Here is a 15,637-nt window from a genome sequence, read left to right as displayed (position 1 = left end):
GTTAAATCCCCAGTCTTTCACGCTGACCCGCCGCAAGTGCGTTGATGATCCTGTCGGTGATGATCGCGATGAAAGCGACAGAAAGACCGGCGACGATCCCCTGTCCCGCATTGGCTTTGGTCAGGGCTATATAGACCTCCTGGCCAAGATCCCTCGTGCCCACGAGCGCCGTGATCACCAGCATGGACAGCGCGAGCATTATGGTCTGGTTCAAACCCAGGAAGAGGTGTGGTGTGGCGAGCGGCAGCTTGATGCGCCACAGCAATTGCCGCTTTGTACAGCCGGACATCAACCCTGCTTCGATCAGCGCAGGCGGGACCTCCTTGAGGCCGTGTGCTGCATAGCGGACGGCGGGAGCGAGGGCATAGAGGATCACGGCAATCATGGCGCTGAAATCGCCGACCCTGAACAACATGACAACGGGGATCAGATAGACAAAACTGGGCAGGGTCTGCAGCGTATCCATCAGCCCCAGAATGACGCGTCCGGCGCGTGGACTTTCTGCGGCCCAGATACCAAGCGGGATGCCGATGATCGTTGCAATCAGAACCGAGACGCCGCACAGGTATATCGTCACCATGGCCTTGGGCCAAAGCCCCGAGGCTGCGATGAACGTCATCAAAAGACCGGCGAGTAGACCTATCTTCCAGCCGCCGACCCGCCAGGCGATGAGGGCGGTTGCCACGATGCCCCAGGGCCACGGGATGCCCGTGAAGAACTTCTTCACCGGCAGAAGCAACCATTGAAGGATGACGGTCTTTATGGCTTCGAACGTGTCGAAGAAGTTGACGTTGATCCATTGCATGGCATTGGACCAGAACGGACCCGTCGTGATTGTCAGGGCATCCGGATAGGTCCGGATCGCCGGAGCGAACTGGCCAAGGATCAGTGTTGAGGCGACCACCAGAAAGACGGTTCCGGACCATGGGTGGCGCTGAAGGATATTGCCTTCCAGCGGGTGGCGAATGCTTCGCTCAGCAAAAGCCTGACTTGCCCGGTCAAGCGCAATCGCCATGGCAACGATGCCAAGCCCGGCCTCGATGCCCCCGCCGATATCCAACCGGCGCAGGCTGGACAGAACATCGAAACCAAGGCCGCCGGCGCCGATCATGGAGGCGATGATCACCATGTTCAGCGTCAGCATGATCACCTGGTTCACACCGACCATCAGGGTGGGAACCGCGGAGGGAACGAGAACCTTCCACATCATCTGCCGATTGCGGCAACCTGCCATGCGGCCCGCCTCGATCACCTCCTTCGGCACCGAATTCAGCGCAACGATGGTTATGCGGACCATGGGCGGCATGGCGTAAATCACGGTGGCAACGAGTGCCGCGACAGGACCGAAGCCAAACAGGATCAGGATGGGCACGAGATAGGCAAAAACCGGAACGGTCTGCATCAGGTCCAGGATCGGCCGCATCATGCGTTCGAACCAGCGGACACGGTAAGCCAGGATTCCAAGAAGAAGACCGCCAACAACACCAATCGGAACCGAGATCAGCACCGAGGCAAGCGTAACCATGGCGCTTTCCCATTGCCCGAATACGGCGAGATAGAAAAAACAGGCTCCGACAAGGACGGACAGAATCCAGTCACGCGCATAGTGCCCAATCGCCATGATCGTCACGATCACCGCGATCCAGCTGAGCGCCGGGGCAATCTGAACCGCGGCGTCCCCGAAACCGTTGCTGAAACCTTCGACCAGCAAGTTGCGCAGCACCTGATAGGGGGCTTCGATCAACGCGGAGATGGCCCTGGTAAGGTCGCGGAACGAAAAGAAATAGAAACCGGCGCTTTCAACGAGCCAGTCGAGAAACGCGCTGATGCGATCTTCGAGCGGCAATTCCCAACCCTTGGGGTAGCGAACGATCCAGCGGGCGTCGAGCGCCTTGTAGAGCTGAAAGGAATAGCTCGACAGCAGCCAGGTGACTGCGAACAGAGGTCCCCAGAACAGCCAGCCGGACTTTGCCCCGCGCGCAATCATCTGCGGCCTACCAGCACATCGATGACCGCCTTTCGGGAAATCTGTCCGACCGGCTTGTCACCCTCCATGACCTTGTGCGGCAGATCCGAGGCTTCAACCGGGTCGGCAATGGCTTCTATCACGGCATCATGGGAAACTTCGCCGGCGAAGCTGTCGCCGTTCAGCGGTTCCATAACCGATGCTGCACGGATCACTTTCGCCCGGCTTACATGGCGGGTGAACTCGGCGACATAACCGGTAGCCGGCTGCAAAACGAGATCTTCAGGGGTTGCCACCTGTTCAATGATCCCGTCCTTCATGACCGCAATTCGGTCCGCGAGCCGGATGGCCTCGTCAAAGTCATGGGTGATGAAAACAATCGTTTTGTGAAGAATGCTCTGCAGACGCAGGAACTCGTCCTGCATTTCGCGCCGGATCAGCGGATCGAGCGCGGAAAACGGTTCGTCCAAAAACCAGATTTCCGGTTCGGCGGCGAGGCTTCGTGCAATACCGACGCGCTGTTGCTGACCGCCCGAAAGTTCTCGTGGGAAGTAGCCTTCGCGCCCCTTGAGACCCACCAGTTCCACAACTTCGCGGGCCCGCACCTCTCGCGTTTTCTTGTCAACGCCCTGGATGTCGAGCGGGAAGGCGGTGTTTTCGAGTACCGTCAGATGCGGCAGCAAGGCGAATTGCTGGAACACCATGCCCATTTTCTTGCGCCGGATCTGGATCAGTTCCTCTTCACCGGCACTGAGCAGGTCCTTGTCCTCGAAACGGATCTCGCCGGCTGTTGAGTCCACAAGCCGCGACATGCAGCGGACAAGCGTCGACTTTCCGGAACCGGACAGCCCCATGATGACGAAGATCTCGCCTTTCCGGATCTGGACATTCACCGCCCGAACCGCACCGATGAGATTGGCCGCCTCAAGATCGGCGGAAGATGGAGTGGGATTTGTTTTTAAAAACGTATCGGCCTGCGGGCCGTATAGCTTCCATACGTTCCGGCAATCGAGAATTACGGGCTTCGTCATCCAGTCCTCGGTGGAGGTTTTATTCCCTGTGTCGGGGAACTGTCTTGCCAGTCATCCGGACTGGTGTCCTGCACGCATCAAAGACGGATTGATGCGTGCAGGAAGTATGGAACGGCCTTACTTGGCAATCCAGCCCGACCATGTGTCCTTGTTGTCGGTCATCCATGTGGCAACTGTGTCTTCAACGGACTTACCGTTGAGATCGACTTCAGTGACCATAGCGCCATAATCGGCGTTGGAGAGATTGAAGTTTTCGATCGCCTTTGCAGCGCCCGGCCACTTGTCAGCGACGCCCGCCCAGCTGACTTTCCAGATAGGTCCGCGGGGCTTGCCGCAGTCATAGGCAGCATCGGGGTTCACGCCAACCGACGGATCGGCGTAACACTCCGGTGAGAACGGCGGAAATTCAACAAATTCACCATCGTATTTTGCAGGGGCCCAGTGGGGCGCATAGACCCAGAGCATGATCGGGTCCTGGCGTTGATATGCTGCCTCCAGCTCGGCGAAAAGGGCCGCATCCGTGCCTGCATGAACCACTTCGAAGTCCAGTCCGAGAGCCTCGACGCGCTCTTCGTCAAAGCCGCCCCAGGTAACAGGCCCGCCCAGGTAACGACCGAAAGGAGCAGTTTCCGGTGTCGAGAATTCCTTGGCGCAATCCTTCAGGGCTTCCCAGTTGGGGAGGCCCGGACAGCGCTCTTTCATGTAGGACGGGTACCACCACTCCTCGATAGCCTGGAGACCGGTTTCACCGAGGTTGACAACATTGCCTGTCGCAAAGGCCTCATCCATCGCTTCGCGGCCCGTTGTTTCCCAGATTTCCATGGCGACATGCAGGTCGCCCGTTTTCAGGCCTGCGAACTGGGCAATGTAGTCGGCCTGAACATATTCGACGTTGTAGCCGGCTTCCTTCAGGACTTCGCCCATGAGCTTGGTTGTGATCAGCTGACCGGACCAGTCGTGAAGAGTAAGTTTGATCGGATCGCTGGACTCGGCTGCGAGTGCAGGTGCGACTGCCAGCATTGCGGACAGTGCTAAAGAAACGCGCTTCATATTTTGCTCCCTGTCGATTTTTGCCAATGCGGGACTGCCCAGGCATCACCCCCTCAGCAGATGCCATCTCGGCACAACACCCTCATAGACTGTCAGTATAAATCAACAAAAAGCAACATATGGGTTCGAATTTTGTGGATTTTGGATACATTTTGAGCATTAAACGAACATTAGATAGTCAAAAAAGACTAGAAATGCGGAGGAACGCGAGATGTCGGATTTCTCGGGCAGGTTGGAAAAGGCCTTGGCAATTACGGAAGAAGCGGCGGCTGTCAGCCTTTCTTATTTCAGGAACAATCCCGAGATAGAAACCAAGGCCGATCTGAGCCCGGTAACTCTGGCGGACAAGGCGACCGAAAGATCTCTCAGGGATAGCATCCAACTGCATTTTCCTGACGAAGCGGTTTTCGGAGAAGAATTCGGACAGACAGGAGAGGCTGCTGCGATGTGGATCATTGATCCAATCGATGGCACGCGTTCGTTCATCGCCGGCCTGCCACTCTTCGGTATGCTGCTCGGGTTTCTGATCGAAGGCTGTCCGAAGATGGGTGTGATCCGAATGCCGGTACTCGGCGAAGTCTATGCCGGGGGCGAAAATATTCCGGCCACGTGCAACGGGACGGCCATCCAAGTCAGTTCCTGCAATTCTCTTGCGGAAGCCCATCTGTTCATCAATGAGGGTGACAAGCTGGCCGTGTCTGAACCGGAAGCTTTTCAGCGTCTTGTCCGTTCTGGTCAGTTGCGCAGGCTGGGTGCCGATTGTTATCCGCATGCGCTTTTGGCGCGCGGTCATGTCGATGCCGTCGTGGACTACGATTTGCAGCCTTACGATTATCTGCCGGTATCTGCCGTGGTCGAGGCGGCCGGCGGAGTGATGACGGACTGGCAGGGCAATCCGCTCACAATGAGATCAGACGGACGCACTGTCACGGCAGCTACGCCAGAGTTGCACGCAGAGCTTCTGGAGTTGCTCAACCGGCCCTGACAGCAGCAACATGCGACTCGAAAGAAGGGTCCTGCATCAGTTTGCGGCATCGGTCGAATCGTCCGGTGGCGTAGGCCCAGAAGTCTTCGGCCGGATTGTCGTCGGCAAGCTGGATAAGCCCCCAAAGGGTCCAGAGCAAATCGCACATTGCCTTGTAGATCACCACCCGGCCGGTCTCCGCGGCAGTTGGTTGGCGGCCAAAATAGGCCGCAAGCATTTCCGCATCTTGCGCCGCATTCATTCCAGCCTCGACCGAGAGATCTCCGAGATCCCACAAAGGATCGTTCATGCCGGAATATTCCCAGTCGACGATCCACATCTTCTCGCCGTCATCCAGGAAGTTTTCGCAGAGAGGATCGCAATGGCAGGGTGCCAGGGGCAGGTTCGCCGCAGCCAGGACCTCACCAATAGGCATTGCGACAACCACCACGTCCTCATACCCGTCCGGCAGGGAGATATCCTTGGTCGACAAAACCTTGAGATAATCGTCGATCATGGAAAAAAGCTCAAAGCGGAAGCGAAAGGTTTCACCAGATGCATGCAATCTGGCGAGGGCCGCACCGGCCCGGCCGGGTGAGCCGGCACGCGACTTGAAGAGATCGGGGGTCATGGTTTCGATGCCGTCGATCGTGCGCGTGATCATCACGCCAGACACGGCATCGGCGAAGAGAACCTCGGCGGAGACACCGGCCCGGGCAGCTGCCGCTGCATTGTGCTTCTCAATACCCCGATCGATGTATTCCTCGGTGTTTTCGCCCGGAATGCGGACGACAACTGACTGATCGTCGAGGTCGACGCGGTGGACGAGATTGGTCAATCCGCCGAGGCGGGCTATTTGTTTTACCGAGACAACATCTGCAAATTGCGGTGCGGAGCGCAGTGCCGCGAGTACCTTTTCGGCGTGTTCCGTCATGTTCCCCCCGTTTATCCCTTGAGTGCGCTGTTGTCTGGATCGTAAAGCGGGCTGCTCGCCTGCGTGATCGGATGACGTTCTCCAAAGACTTCCAGACTGAACTCTGTGCAGTCCCAGTGTGCCTTGTCGAGATATCCGCGCACGATTGTCTGTCCGACGGTGTAACCATAGCCAACCGAGGTAGCTGATGAGACCACCTGGTCTCCGAGCAAGATGGTTTCTCCTCCCGTCAGCGGCAGATGATCCTTCGTCACGAAAGTGCTCAGCCTGCGCTCGACGCCGTTGTTCTTTTGCGTTTCCAGAACCGCACGTCCAAGGAAATCACCCTTTGATTTGAAGTGGACCCTGAAGCCGAGACCGGCCTCGATCGGTGTATAGTCTGGTGTGACATCACCGGACCAATAGACGTAGCCCTTTTCCATTCTGAGGCTCTCGATCGCCCTATACCCGACATTGGCAATGCCGTGAGCCTCACCGACTGCCCAGAGCGTGTCGTAAACATGGGCCGCAAATTCCGTCGAAACATGCAGTTCATAGCCGCGTTCGCCGACATAGCCGATGCGGGCTGCCCGAACCGGAGCCGCACCGACGACGATGTCCTTCATTGTCGAGAAGGGGATCGCTTGATTGGTAACGTCGCTTTCGGAGGCTGCCGCCAGTACATCACGTGAGTGCGGACCGACAATGTTGATAACCGCGTACCCGCTCGTCACTTCGATGATGTGTACTGAAGCGCTCTCGGACACATTGCGTTTGATCCAGTCGCTGTCGCGAACACCGAAACCCGACCCGGTCACCAAATAGAAACGATCCAGATCCAGCCGGACGATCGTTACATCCGCCTCGACGCCCCCGCGATTATTGCAGAGCTGAGTATAGATGACCGAGCCGACCGGCTTGTCCATGTTGGAAACAGCCAGCCGTTGCAAGGTTGCAAGAGCGTCGGCGCCGACAATCTCGAATTTGGAAAAGCTCGACTGGTCGATCAATGCAACCCGCTGCCGAACGGCCTTGTGTTCTTGGGCTGCATATTTCTTCCAGCCCGGATCCAGGAAGTCCAACTGATCAACCGGCGCCACGCCGTCAGGAGCGAACCAGAGCGGCCGTTCCCAACCGTTCTTTGAACCATAGACCGCGCCCTGATCCTTGAGTTTCTGATAGAGCGGTGACAATCGCAACCGACGTGCGCTCTCGTGTTCCTGGCCCGGATATCTTTTCTTGTAGTGGTGGGCATAGTGTTCAACCGCACGCGGATACATGAAAGTGCGGGTTCCGTGGTGTGGTCCGAAGCGGCGCACGTCAAGCGGCCAGAGATCAAGAGACGATTGCCCCTCGACCACCCATTCGGCGATCATTTCACCAGCGCCGCCGCCTGCGGCGATGCCGTAGAGAAATCCGGTGGCCATCATCAGATTGTTGAAGCCTGGCTGCCAGCCCATGACGAAATCGCCATCGGCGGAGTAGGGGATAGGCCCGTTGATGACCTGACGGATGCCGACTTCGTTGACGACCGGCGTAACCTGGCTGGCCAGATCCGCCAGCGGCAGGAAGCGATCCAGGTTTTCCGGCAGCAACTGACGTACGAAAGCACCGGGAATGCCCCGGTCTCCAAAGGGAAGCGTATCTTCTTCGTAGCCACCAATGACCAGGCGGCCGGCGACATCCGGCTTGTAGTAGACCAGGCGCTCCGGATCGCGCAGTGTCGGGAAATGGTCGACTTCGGTTCCGGTTGGCTCGGTGACGATGTATTGGTGTTCGACGGCACAGGCGGGAACGCGAACGCCGAGTTTCGCGCCGAGTTCCCGGCTCCACATGCCTGCCGCAAGGATAATTGTCTCAGCTTCGAACGCGCCTTCGCTTGTCTCGACACTCGTGATCCGGCCCTTCGAGACGGCAAAGTCGAGTACCTCAACCCCCTGACGTATCTCCGCGCCCTGGCGCCGGGCTGCTCCGGCAACGGCCTGGCAAAGCGAGGCCGGGTCGACATAGCCGTCAGAGGGAATGAAAGCTGCGCCCTCAAGACCACGCGCTTCAATCAGAGGGAAAAGATCCTTTGCTTCATCAGGCGTTATAATCTGCATTTCCAGCTCGAAGCTGCGTGCCATGGTGGCCAGACGCTTTGCTTCCAGAAGACGGTCCTTTGTTGCGGCAAGTCTGAGCGAACCGGTTTTCTTCCAGTCGAACTGCATGCCTTCTTCGTTTTGAAGCCGGTCATACATTTCAACGGATTTTTTAAGCATACGTGTGGTATTGCGTGATGAACGCAACTGCCCGACCAGCCCGGCAGCGTGCCATGTCGCTCCCTCAGTCAGGCCGGCGCGCTCCAGGAGAACCACATTCTTTTCACCCATTCGGGTCAGATGATAGGCGATCGAGCATCCAATTATACCGCCGCCGATGATCAGGTGTTTGGCCGAATGTTGGGTCATTTGCAGATCCAAGTGCTATGAGTCAGCTCAAATCCTAACAAAAATCAACACCATAACAATAGGATTGTTGATTTTTGTTGAATTGTGGGTGCAAAATAGACTTATTCGACCAGAAACTTTGGTGTAAACAGGCTTCATGTCGAAATACGAAACAACGCTTTTACAGACCGTGGACATGCGTGGCACCGTTAGTGTGCAAGAGCTGTCGCGCATCCTCGGAGTTTCGGATCAGACCATCCGGCGGGTCTCGCGCCCCCTGGTCGATCGGGGCGCATTGCAAAAGGTGCATGGCGCGCTGGTTTCGACCAAGTCGGCTGCGGATCTGCCCTATCTGGCCCGCATGAACTTGAACCGTGAAGCCAAGGTGGCGATCGCCGAAGAGGTTGTGAAAATCATCCAGGATGGCGACAGCATCGCGATCGATACGGGATCGACATCAGGGTTCGTCGCACAGGCACTGCGAAACCGGCGGGAACTCACTGTAGTCACCAATTCGGCCTACGTGGCAAGCACGCTTGCGATGATCCCAGGCAACAATGTCTCAATGGCAGGAACGCAATTGCGGGACCACGACGGTGCCTCCTTCGACCGGTCGGCGTTTGACGTCATTGAACGGATGCAGGTGGATTACGTTTTGCTGTCGGCCTCGCTGGTCGACGCCCGGAAAGGGTTTCTCGTCCACGAGCAATGCGAGGTCGATATTGCAAGCGCAATGCTGGCAAATGCAGGGCGTGCGATCATGGCAGTCGATCACTCCAAATTTGAACGGCAATTGCGCAAGCCGGCGCTCCGTCAGCCGACATTGAAACCCAGAGACTATCTCGTGACCGACAGAGCGCCACCTGAGGATTTTGCGGAATTGTTTGCAGATCTGGACATTCGGTTTCCCTGACAACTTGCCACACTTCCACAGGGTGCCGTGGACAACTGAACTGCCCCGCAATCAAAGGGTTGTCATGCGTGGAAGCATGAAGGAAACCGGCCTTGCCACCTCACCAAAGACCCCGTTGAGCATTCGAACTTATCTGCAAGGCATGGATGGCGAGGGCAAAACCAACGGATATCGAATTCGTTATGGCGGACTTTTTGACTGTGGGCATTCCCGCAACTTTAACCGCGAAGAAGCGATACGGGATGTTCCTCAGAAAGCAGAGAAATCACGTCAAATAATGGAGACGGACGTCTTCCAAATTCGGGCCGTCGTCGAAAAAAATCTAGAGTATCCAGAAGCGGAAGACTATTTGCTCTTCGAACAGTCCTATGCGTAGGGATCCCATTCATTGTAAACGTATTGGCGTATCTTCAGGATGTATCCCATCAGTTTGTGATACTCCAAAAAGTCGGTTTTGGGATTGCGCCTCTCTCCCGTGATCGGGTGGTCATAGAAACTGTTGAAGTCTTCAAGCGTCACATTTCTGCGCCAGCTAAGGTGATTGACCCAGACCCAACCAGCGAAATAGAGCTTGTCCATCAGGCCTCCCTCGCGCAACCGCGCAAGCGTCGCTTCTTCACTCATACAAGCGAGGGCGATGGAGTCTGCCATCGAAGACGCCACTTCTTCGTGATAGGCATTGGTGGTATTGCTTCGATAGTGATTGAATACGTGGGTCGCTTCGTTGGCAATTACACCATAGGACATTGGTCTGCTAAGCATCACAGCCGAACCTACGTAGATCCGTTTTTCATCAGCAACATATTCCGCTTCATATAATCCCCTGCTGGGGTCGATTTTGAGCCCGACATCCCGCCGTTTGATGAGGTCAGCCACTGTTCGATAGGCCCGCGCAGGCAACTGGGTTCCATGGTGATAGATGCCAGGCATTCGAACCGCCAGGCGTTCCAGAAGGCGCACAGCGCTATCGGCATGTTGGTCAACTTGCCCACCAAATCCGGACCCGCGTTTAAAATACGAGGGCGGCATCCAGTCTTTTGGAGGAAGGTAGACCCTTCCCAACTTGCCATCAGCCGTCCGGGCACCATCAAAACAAAAGTTCATCTTGTCCTTCGACATCCAGCAGCCAACCGCGTGATGCAGATACCAGTTGACTTCGCGGGGAACCTCGGTTTGGAAATTAAAGATTATGACGTCCCAGACATTGTTCCGGACAGCTTTCTTTGCGACTTTTGCGAAACCGCCTTCTGTGACAACGTGATCGCCTGCAGCACCGGTCGGTGGCCAAGCCTTGATCATCTTGGCGCTCGTTGGTCTACGCCACTTCGGTTGAAAGGTTGGTTTCTGCAAAGCACCAGGCAGGCTCAACATGATAATCTTCCGCTTTAAATCAATTGTTCAAATCGCGTGACCGCACGGGGTCTCCGCCCAGTCCTTTAACTGAGCACGCGCTGACTGGACCGGAACCGGCATGTCTGCACGAGGATCATGCAGACATGCCGTATCGACCGCTTCCCGATTGTCTTTTGGAAGTCGAGACAGTTTTCACGTTCTAGGCGAGGGACCGACAAACTTTGCTTATGGCAGGCTTGGTCTCTTTTGTTGGATCAGGCGTGCCCGTTAAGCGACCTTTGGAAGGAAGAGACGGTGCGTCAGGGAGGCAACCCAGGTTATTTGCAAGATGCTTGAAGACCTTCCTGAACCTGTTGCGGGCTGTATTTACGCCTGCAATGCGAAAGACTTGGAGAGCACGATCTCTTGCCCGTCACGAACCAACGGCTTCGCCAATTTTTCGGTTGGCGATATCAGGGAGGAAGCAGTTGGTGGCGAGGAGCTTTGCCAATTGGCCATCGCAGCAATACGCAGAGTCCCGGTATGCCATCAGGAAGTTAACACCGCGCTCGCCGCCACCAACACAAATAATGCCGCGATTGCCAATACAGAATTGGTCCACGGGAACTGCCGGACACTTGGCGAGCCGGCCAGAACATTTCCCTTGAGGACATGTCGCTTTTTGACGTTACGGGCGGTAAGATTTCCAGGCTGGTGGACCAGGGCTAGGCAAAAAGGAGACAAGTGAATTGAACTGGGACGATCTTCGCATATTGCTCGCACTGGTGCGGTCAGGGTCGCTGACGCGCGCTTCGGTGATGTTGGAAGTTGATCAATCTACAGTTGGCCGTCGTCTTTCCGCGTTGGAAGCTGCACTTGGCACAACTCTTTTCCTAAGATCAAAATCCGGGCTCATTCCAACAGAAGTCGGTGAGAAACTGATCGCTGACGCACTTGAGATCGAACGGCGGGCCGAGCGCATCGCCCAGACCGCTGCTTCTCCCGCAAGTGAACCTGTCGGCGAACTTCGGATACTGGGTGACCACTGGGTTCTCGCTCATTTGGCCGATAGCTTCCTTCCAACCCTGAAACAGCGGCATCCGAGACTGACTGTTCGCTTGAGTTCCGGTTACCCGACCATCGCGTCCTGGACCGCAGCCACAATTTCGCTCTGGTTTGAAGATCCGCCTCAAATGGGTGAATTCGCAATCAAACTCGCAGATGTTCCCTTTGCGCTTTACGCCTCCAGCAATTGTGACGCGAACGATCTCGGCTGGGTGTCAATGCTCGACGACAGCGCAGCGCGTCGCTTGCCGGCAAAGTATCTTGAAAAACTGAGGAAGCGTAACGAGCAGATTCATATCGTCGGGAATGATCCAGGGCTGCTTCAGGTTTCAATCCGACAAGGACTTGGCAAGGGGTTGCTACCAATGTGCATTGCCGAGCATGACAAAGGTCTCCGTCGCATCGGTGATGAAAGAACGCAGTTCACCCGACCGTTGCATCTTCACGTTCACCCTGACACCGTACAGACTTTAAGGGTTCAGACCGCGATCCGGCAACTGCGTGAGACTGCAAAAGTTCTCTTTGGCGACGGTAGCCTGAAAACCGACCTGGAGTGCGCTGCCAAGGAAACCAGTACGGCCAATGAAGGGCGTGCCGCTTAGCGAATTCGAATGAAACAAGCGGAGCAAAATCTGACAATTGTCGGACTGCCATCAGAGATTGTCCCCATCAAGTGAAAAACTGTTGTCCGTATCTTTTCGACAGAATTTGGACCAGTGCACAAATCCACCGGATAGCCGCTCCAGACAGTCATGACTTCGCACTAATGTGCAGGCTCTTCCTGCGTACTTGCCTGTAGCCGGTTGTCCGACAAGTGGCTAGTGTTCCTCTAAGCTGCTTTTCAACGAAAACAATTGAAGCCAACAGCTGCCAAAGACCGAAAAACAGGAGAGAAAAGATGAGCTTGAGCCGGGACGATATCGATCTCGTTCGCACATCCTATATCCGGCTTTCTGGCGACCTGCAGCGTGCTGGAGACGTCTTTTATGAAAAACTGTTCGAGCTCGCGCCCGAGACGAGAAATTTATTCGTAGTAGACATGAGCACCCAGTCCGTGAAGCTCATGAGCACGCTTGGGTTGGTTGTTTCGCAACTTCAAAATGCTGAAGAACTTGAGCCTCTCGTCAGGGATCTTGCACTGCGCCATCTGGCCTACGGTGTTGAAAGGGCACACTATGCTCTTGTTCGTCAGGCCTTGATCAAAATGCTGGAAACCCTTCTGGAAGATACGCTTTCAGACGAGCTGCTTTCAGCCTGGATGCATGCCTATGACAGCCTTGCCGACGTGATGCTTGAGGCGGCTTATCCTGCTCCATCGCAACAGGTGACGGTCTGACCGATGGAGCGCTGTGTGCATAACTTGGCATTGCCGGATCGTTGCGCGTATGCAGAAAGGACAAGTTCCATCAGCAAGTCCTGCGAATTTGACTGCCGTCCTTCCACGTGGTGGAAGACAGCCGTTATGTGTCCTGCCTCAGTCGCGATCAGCTAAACTGGAGGCGCGAGAAACATAACCTCTTTGTTTCTCGGTTTGCAGGAAGCCATCTACTTCTTGGACCAGCCAGGACCGAAAGGCTTTGACTTTAGGAGTGTTCCTGTAGGCATGGGCGTAAGTCAGCCAGTAAGCTGTTTCGTCGCTGGAACAGAGTTCAAAGGGACGGATCAATTGACCGCTGTCGATTGCGCTTTTGAAAAATGCAGGTGTCAGCATGGCGACACCTTGCCCTGCCATTGCGGCAGTTGCTTCCAGAATCTGCGGTCCGAAGGTTTGGCTCGGTCGACCTTCTAGGACGTCGGAATTGACCCCCGCCTTTTCAAACCAGCGCACCCACCATGGATCCCCTCCGCCCAGGATCGGAAGTTTCAGGAGGTCTTCAGGTTTGCTGACGCCGCCGATGGTCTCAGCGAGAGCCGGGCTCAGCATGGGCGTGAATTCGATTTCAATCAATTTGTGGCATTCCAGATCCGGCCATTGCCCCTTGCCGCTGCGGATTGCGATGTCGAACGTGTCAGATTGAAAGTCGATCAGCGTTTCACTTACTTCGAGCCTCACCGCGATGTTGGGATGCGTAATCTGGAAGCGGCCCAGCCTTTCGGCAAGGAAATTGGTCGCGAAAGTGGGAATGACGCTTATTTCCAGTGTTGCCTGCGCGCTGCCTTGTGCTTCGGCAAAGGCATCTGCAATCACATCCAGTGCTGCGCTTGCCTTTTTCGCCAATTCGGTCCCGACATGCGTGAGTTCGACCCCTCTGGCGCGCCGGTGGAACAGAGGCTGCCCGACCCGTTCTTCCAGCACCTTTATCTGATAGCTGACCGCAGCTTGCGTCAGGCCCAATTCTCTGCCTGAACTGGTAAAACTTCCATGACGAGCCGCTGCTTCAAAGGCTCTTACGGCGGCAAGTGGGGGGAGCGAAGAACGCGCCATTCATAAATCTCACTAATGTCTGGTGATGGCCGATTTATTTGATGTCGGATCCGAAAGTCCCGATAAATTGGGAAATTTAGTCAGGATCGGACTCTAAATATGAGATATTCACTCTCAGAAGCTATCAAAATTTTTGCACCCTGGGTACACAGTCGCACGTTTTTTCTCACGCGGCGCCCAAGACCCCGGACTCATGTCGATAACTTGCCCGTTCACTTGCGCCGGGACATTGGAATGAATTCAGAAGATGTTCGGCAGGCGAGAGAAAACGCCAGGCCACGCTCTGACCACTGGCGGTGAGCGCGACACTGTGCCTGAAAGCATCGCACTCTCGTCATCCAGCCCGGTCGAGCCAAAAGCACGAGTTGATCAATGACTTGGCCTATGCCTTGCGCAACCAAATTGCAGCTTTGCGTTTTCGGGTCATGGGCCTGTCAAAAATAACCCGACTGAATAATTTGCAACACATCTTGTGAAGGTCTGCATTTGGCACCAGTGACGGATCGCAGAATGGGCTGAAAAGGGACACATACCTTTCGTCCCGTTCACTTGGAACGAAAGCGGGCTTTAAGCGCGGAAAGATCTATGCCGTGTGACGAACGAATGTCGGTTTGCAAATTGGATCCGAGTCAATTGCCAATATGGTGCCGAACGTGTCTGATGATCATCCGAAGTAACACTTGAGGGCTCTATTCAGGCAAACGGCCGAGTAGGATTGCCGCCTGTTGTGGCGTGGAAACCCGATTGCCTGGCTACACAAACGACCGGTGAGGCATGCAATTCCAAAAGGGTCTGTAATTGGAAGCGTTCTTCGGAAACATGTTAGTCGCAAGACGCGAAGCGTGACCGACCGAAGTGTAAATGACAAGGACGGGATCAGCCGAATGATAGTGGTCGGTCTTTCGGCAAGTCCTTTTCATCGGCACAAGACACACTTTTTCGCCGCTAAACCCAGAACATTACGATCGATGCCAAAAGCAGTACAGCCATTGTCCAATTGAACATGTGCCAATGCCACGCTCTGCTGAGTGTTCGCGCGACAACACTGCCCGCCAACGCCCAGACTGAAAGGGACAGGCAGGCAGCCACCGCAAAGACGGTGGCGAGTATGAAGCCAAGGGTCGTCGGGTGCACCGCGATTTGTGAGAAAGATGAAGCTACGGCCAAGGCCATTGCCCATGCTTTTGGGTTCACCAACAACAGCATTGCGCCCCCTAAAAAGCCAATGGGTTGCTGACTATTCGCTTTGCTCGCCGCTGGTGGACCGGCCAGGCCGATTTTTGCCGCCAGCCAAAGCAGATAGATCGAGCCAATTCCCTTTGCAGCCAAATGTAAGCTTGGTGCCGCGATGATCGTCGTGGCAAAGCTCGTTCCCGAAACGGCCACCAGTGTTGCTAGCGCCAAAGCGATGCCAAGGATAAGTGGCAGGCTCCGGCGGTAGCCAAAGCGCGCGCCCGATGCCGTGACAAGCGTTGTTGCCCCGCCAGGTGACGAGGTCGCGACAACCGCGAATAGAATAAGGGCAAGCACTTGCTCTGACATAAGGCGT

At 55.6% G+C, this 15,637-nt stretch carries 13 protein-coding genes; 5 read left to right on the top strand and 8 right to left on the bottom strand.

The genetic code is table 11. The annotated features are described in order from the left end of the window. Position 1: 1 nt before the first annotated feature. The 3 genes from Q0835_RS15915 to Q0835_RS15905 all read right to left on the bottom strand — a co-directional run bounded on the left by Q0835_RS15915 (position 2) and on the right by Q0835_RS15905 (position 4,047). A complete protein-coding gene (locus Q0835_RS15915) occupies positions 2 to 1,987 on the bottom strand; it encodes an ABC transporter permease subunit (RefSeq protein WP_298962858.1) in 1,986 nt (661 codons plus the stop codon). Next, positions 1,984 to 2,997: an ATP-binding cassette domain-containing protein gene (locus Q0835_RS15910; protein WP_298962856.1), complete on the bottom strand. Its 1,014-nt coding sequence runs from the start codon at positions 2,995 to 2,997 to the stop codon at positions 1,984 to 1,986. Before Q0835_RS15910 ends, Q0835_RS15915 begins: the two co-directional genes overlap by 4 nt. A 117-nt stretch (positions 2,998 to 3,114) precedes the next feature. Further along, complete coding sequence (locus Q0835_RS15905) at positions 3,115 to 4,047, bottom strand: ABC transporter substrate-binding protein (protein WP_298962853.1); 933 nt, start codon at positions 4,045 to 4,047, stop codon at positions 3,115 to 3,117. A 211-nt stretch (positions 4,048 to 4,258) separates the two neighbouring features. Between Q0835_RS15905 and Q0835_RS15900 the strand changes: the two genes are divergently transcribed. Further along, a complete protein-coding gene (locus Q0835_RS15900) occupies positions 4,259 to 5,032 on the top strand; it encodes an inositol monophosphatase family protein (RefSeq protein WP_298962851.1) in 774 nt (257 codons plus the stop codon). Here Q0835_RS15900 and Q0835_RS15895 read toward each other — a convergent pair. Together Q0835_RS15895 and Q0835_RS15890 are read right to left on the bottom strand one after the other, a co-directional pair. Continuing rightward, the gene (locus tag Q0835_RS15895; protein ID WP_298962849.1) at positions 5,019 to 5,945 is read right to left on the bottom strand and encodes a phosphotransferase; all 927 of its coding nucleotides are present in this window, start codon (positions 5,943 to 5,945) and stop codon (positions 5,019 to 5,021) included. The genes Q0835_RS15900 and Q0835_RS15895 overlap by 14 nt on opposite strands. An 11-nt stretch (positions 5,946 to 5,956) precedes the next feature. Beyond that, positions 5,957 to 8,374: an FAD-dependent oxidoreductase gene (locus Q0835_RS15890; protein ID WP_298962847.1), complete on the bottom strand. Its 2,418-nt coding sequence runs from the start codon at positions 8,372 to 8,374 to the stop codon at positions 5,957 to 5,959. 136 nt (positions 8,375 to 8,510) lie between these two features. Here Q0835_RS15890 and Q0835_RS15885 point away from each other — a divergent pair, with 136 nt between their 5' ends. After that, positions 8,511 to 9,266 carry a DeoR/GlpR family DNA-binding transcription regulator gene (locus Q0835_RS15885; protein WP_298962845.1) on the top strand — a complete coding sequence of 252 codons (756 nt, stop codon included), beginning with the start codon at positions 8,511 to 8,513 and terminating at the stop codon, positions 9,264 to 9,266. A 76-nt stretch (positions 9,267 to 9,342) separates the two neighbouring features. Further along, positions 9,343 to 9,642, top strand: a complete 300-nt coding sequence (locus Q0835_RS15880; RefSeq protein WP_298962843.1) for a hypothetical protein — start codon at positions 9,343 to 9,345, stop codon at positions 9,640 to 9,642. On the opposite strand, the gene Q0835_RS15875 is transcribed toward Q0835_RS15880, so the two are convergent. Then, complete coding sequence (locus Q0835_RS15875) at positions 9,633 to 10,637, bottom strand: hypothetical protein (protein ID WP_298962840.1); 1,005 nt, start codon at positions 10,635 to 10,637, stop codon at positions 9,633 to 9,635. The two genes, Q0835_RS15880 and Q0835_RS15875, sit on opposite strands and share 10 nt — an antisense overlap. Positions 10,638 to 11,347: 710 nt before the next feature. On the opposite strand from Q0835_RS15875, the gene Q0835_RS15870 reads away from it, so the two are divergent. Beyond that, positions 11,348 to 12,265 carry a LysR family transcriptional regulator gene (locus tag Q0835_RS15870; protein ID WP_298962838.1) on the top strand — a complete coding sequence of 306 codons (918 nt, stop codon included), beginning with the start codon at positions 11,348 to 11,350 and terminating at the stop codon, positions 12,263 to 12,265. 296 nt (positions 12,266 to 12,561) lie between these two features. Next, positions 12,562 to 12,999, top strand: a complete 438-nt coding sequence (locus Q0835_RS15865) for a globin domain-containing protein (RefSeq protein WP_298812696.1) — start codon at positions 12,562 to 12,564, stop codon at positions 12,997 to 12,999. A 138-nt stretch (positions 13,000 to 13,137) separates the two neighbouring features. On the opposite strand, the gene Q0835_RS15860 is transcribed toward Q0835_RS15865, so the two are convergent. Together Q0835_RS15860 and Q0835_RS15855 are read right to left on the bottom strand one after the other, a co-directional pair. After that, positions 13,138 to 14,088, bottom strand: coding sequence for a LysR substrate-binding domain-containing protein (locus Q0835_RS15860; protein WP_298962836.1), 951 nt, complete (start codon positions 14,086 to 14,088; stop codon positions 13,138 to 13,140). A gap of 945 nt (positions 14,089 to 15,033) precedes the next feature. Further along, on the bottom strand, positions 15,034 to 15,630 hold the full coding sequence (locus tag Q0835_RS15855) for a LysE family translocator (protein ID WP_298812692.1): 597 nt from the start codon (positions 15,628 to 15,630) through the stop codon (positions 15,034 to 15,036). Positions 15,631 to 15,637: the final 7 nt, after the last annotated feature.

Source organism: uncultured Roseibium sp., from assembly GCF_947499295.1.
GTDB lineage: Bacteria > Pseudomonadota > Alphaproteobacteria > Rhizobiales > Stappiaceae > Roseibium.
This window is presented reverse-complemented; position numbering and strand designations above follow the sequence as displayed.

What these genes read in the sequence shown, in the direction of transcription:
- Q0835_RS15890 (WP_298962847.1), bottom strand. Translation starts at nt 8,374, where the DNA reads ATGACCCAACATTCGGCCAAACACCTGATCATCGGCGGCGGTATAATT.
- Q0835_RS15875 (WP_298962840.1), bottom strand. Translation starts at nt 10,637, where the DNA reads ATGTTGAGCCTGCCTGGTGCTTTGCAGAAACCAACCTTTCAACCGAAG.
- Q0835_RS15885 (WP_298962845.1), top strand. Translation starts at nt 8,511, where the DNA reads ATGTCGAAATACGAAACAACGCTTTTACAGACCGTGGACATGCGTGGC.
- Q0835_RS15895 (WP_298962849.1), bottom strand. Translation starts at nt 5,945, where the DNA reads ATGACGGAACACGCCGAAAAGGTACTCGCGGCACTGCGCTCCGCACCG.
- Q0835_RS15900 (WP_298962851.1), top strand. Translation starts at nt 4,259, where the DNA reads ATGTCGGATTTCTCGGGCAGGTTGGAAAAGGCCTTGGCAATTACGGAA.
- Q0835_RS15880 (WP_298962843.1), top strand. Translation starts at nt 9,343, where the DNA reads ATGAAGGAAACCGGCCTTGCCACCTCACCAAAGACCCCGTTGAGCATT.
- Q0835_RS15860 (WP_298962836.1), bottom strand. Translation starts at nt 14,088, where the DNA reads ATGGCGCGTTCTTCGCTCCCCCCACTTGCCGCCGTAAGAGCCTTTGAA.
- Q0835_RS15905 (WP_298962853.1), bottom strand. Translation starts at nt 4,047, where the DNA reads ATGAAGCGCGTTTCTTTAGCACTGTCCGCAATGCTGGCAGTCGCACCT.
- Q0835_RS15865 (WP_298812696.1), top strand. Translation starts at nt 12,562, where the DNA reads ATGAGCTTGAGCCGGGACGATATCGATCTCGTTCGCACATCCTATATC.
- Q0835_RS15855 (WP_298812692.1), bottom strand. Translation starts at nt 15,630, where the DNA reads ATGTCAGAGCAAGTGCTTGCCCTTATTCTATTCGCGGTTGTCGCGACC.
- Q0835_RS15910 (WP_298962856.1), bottom strand. Translation starts at nt 2,997, where the DNA reads ATGACGAAGCCCGTAATTCTCGATTGCCGGAACGTATGGAAGCTATAC.
- Q0835_RS15915 (WP_298962858.1), bottom strand. Translation starts at nt 1,987, where the DNA reads ATGATTGCGCGCGGGGCAAAGTCCGGCTGGCTGTTCTGGGGACCTCTG.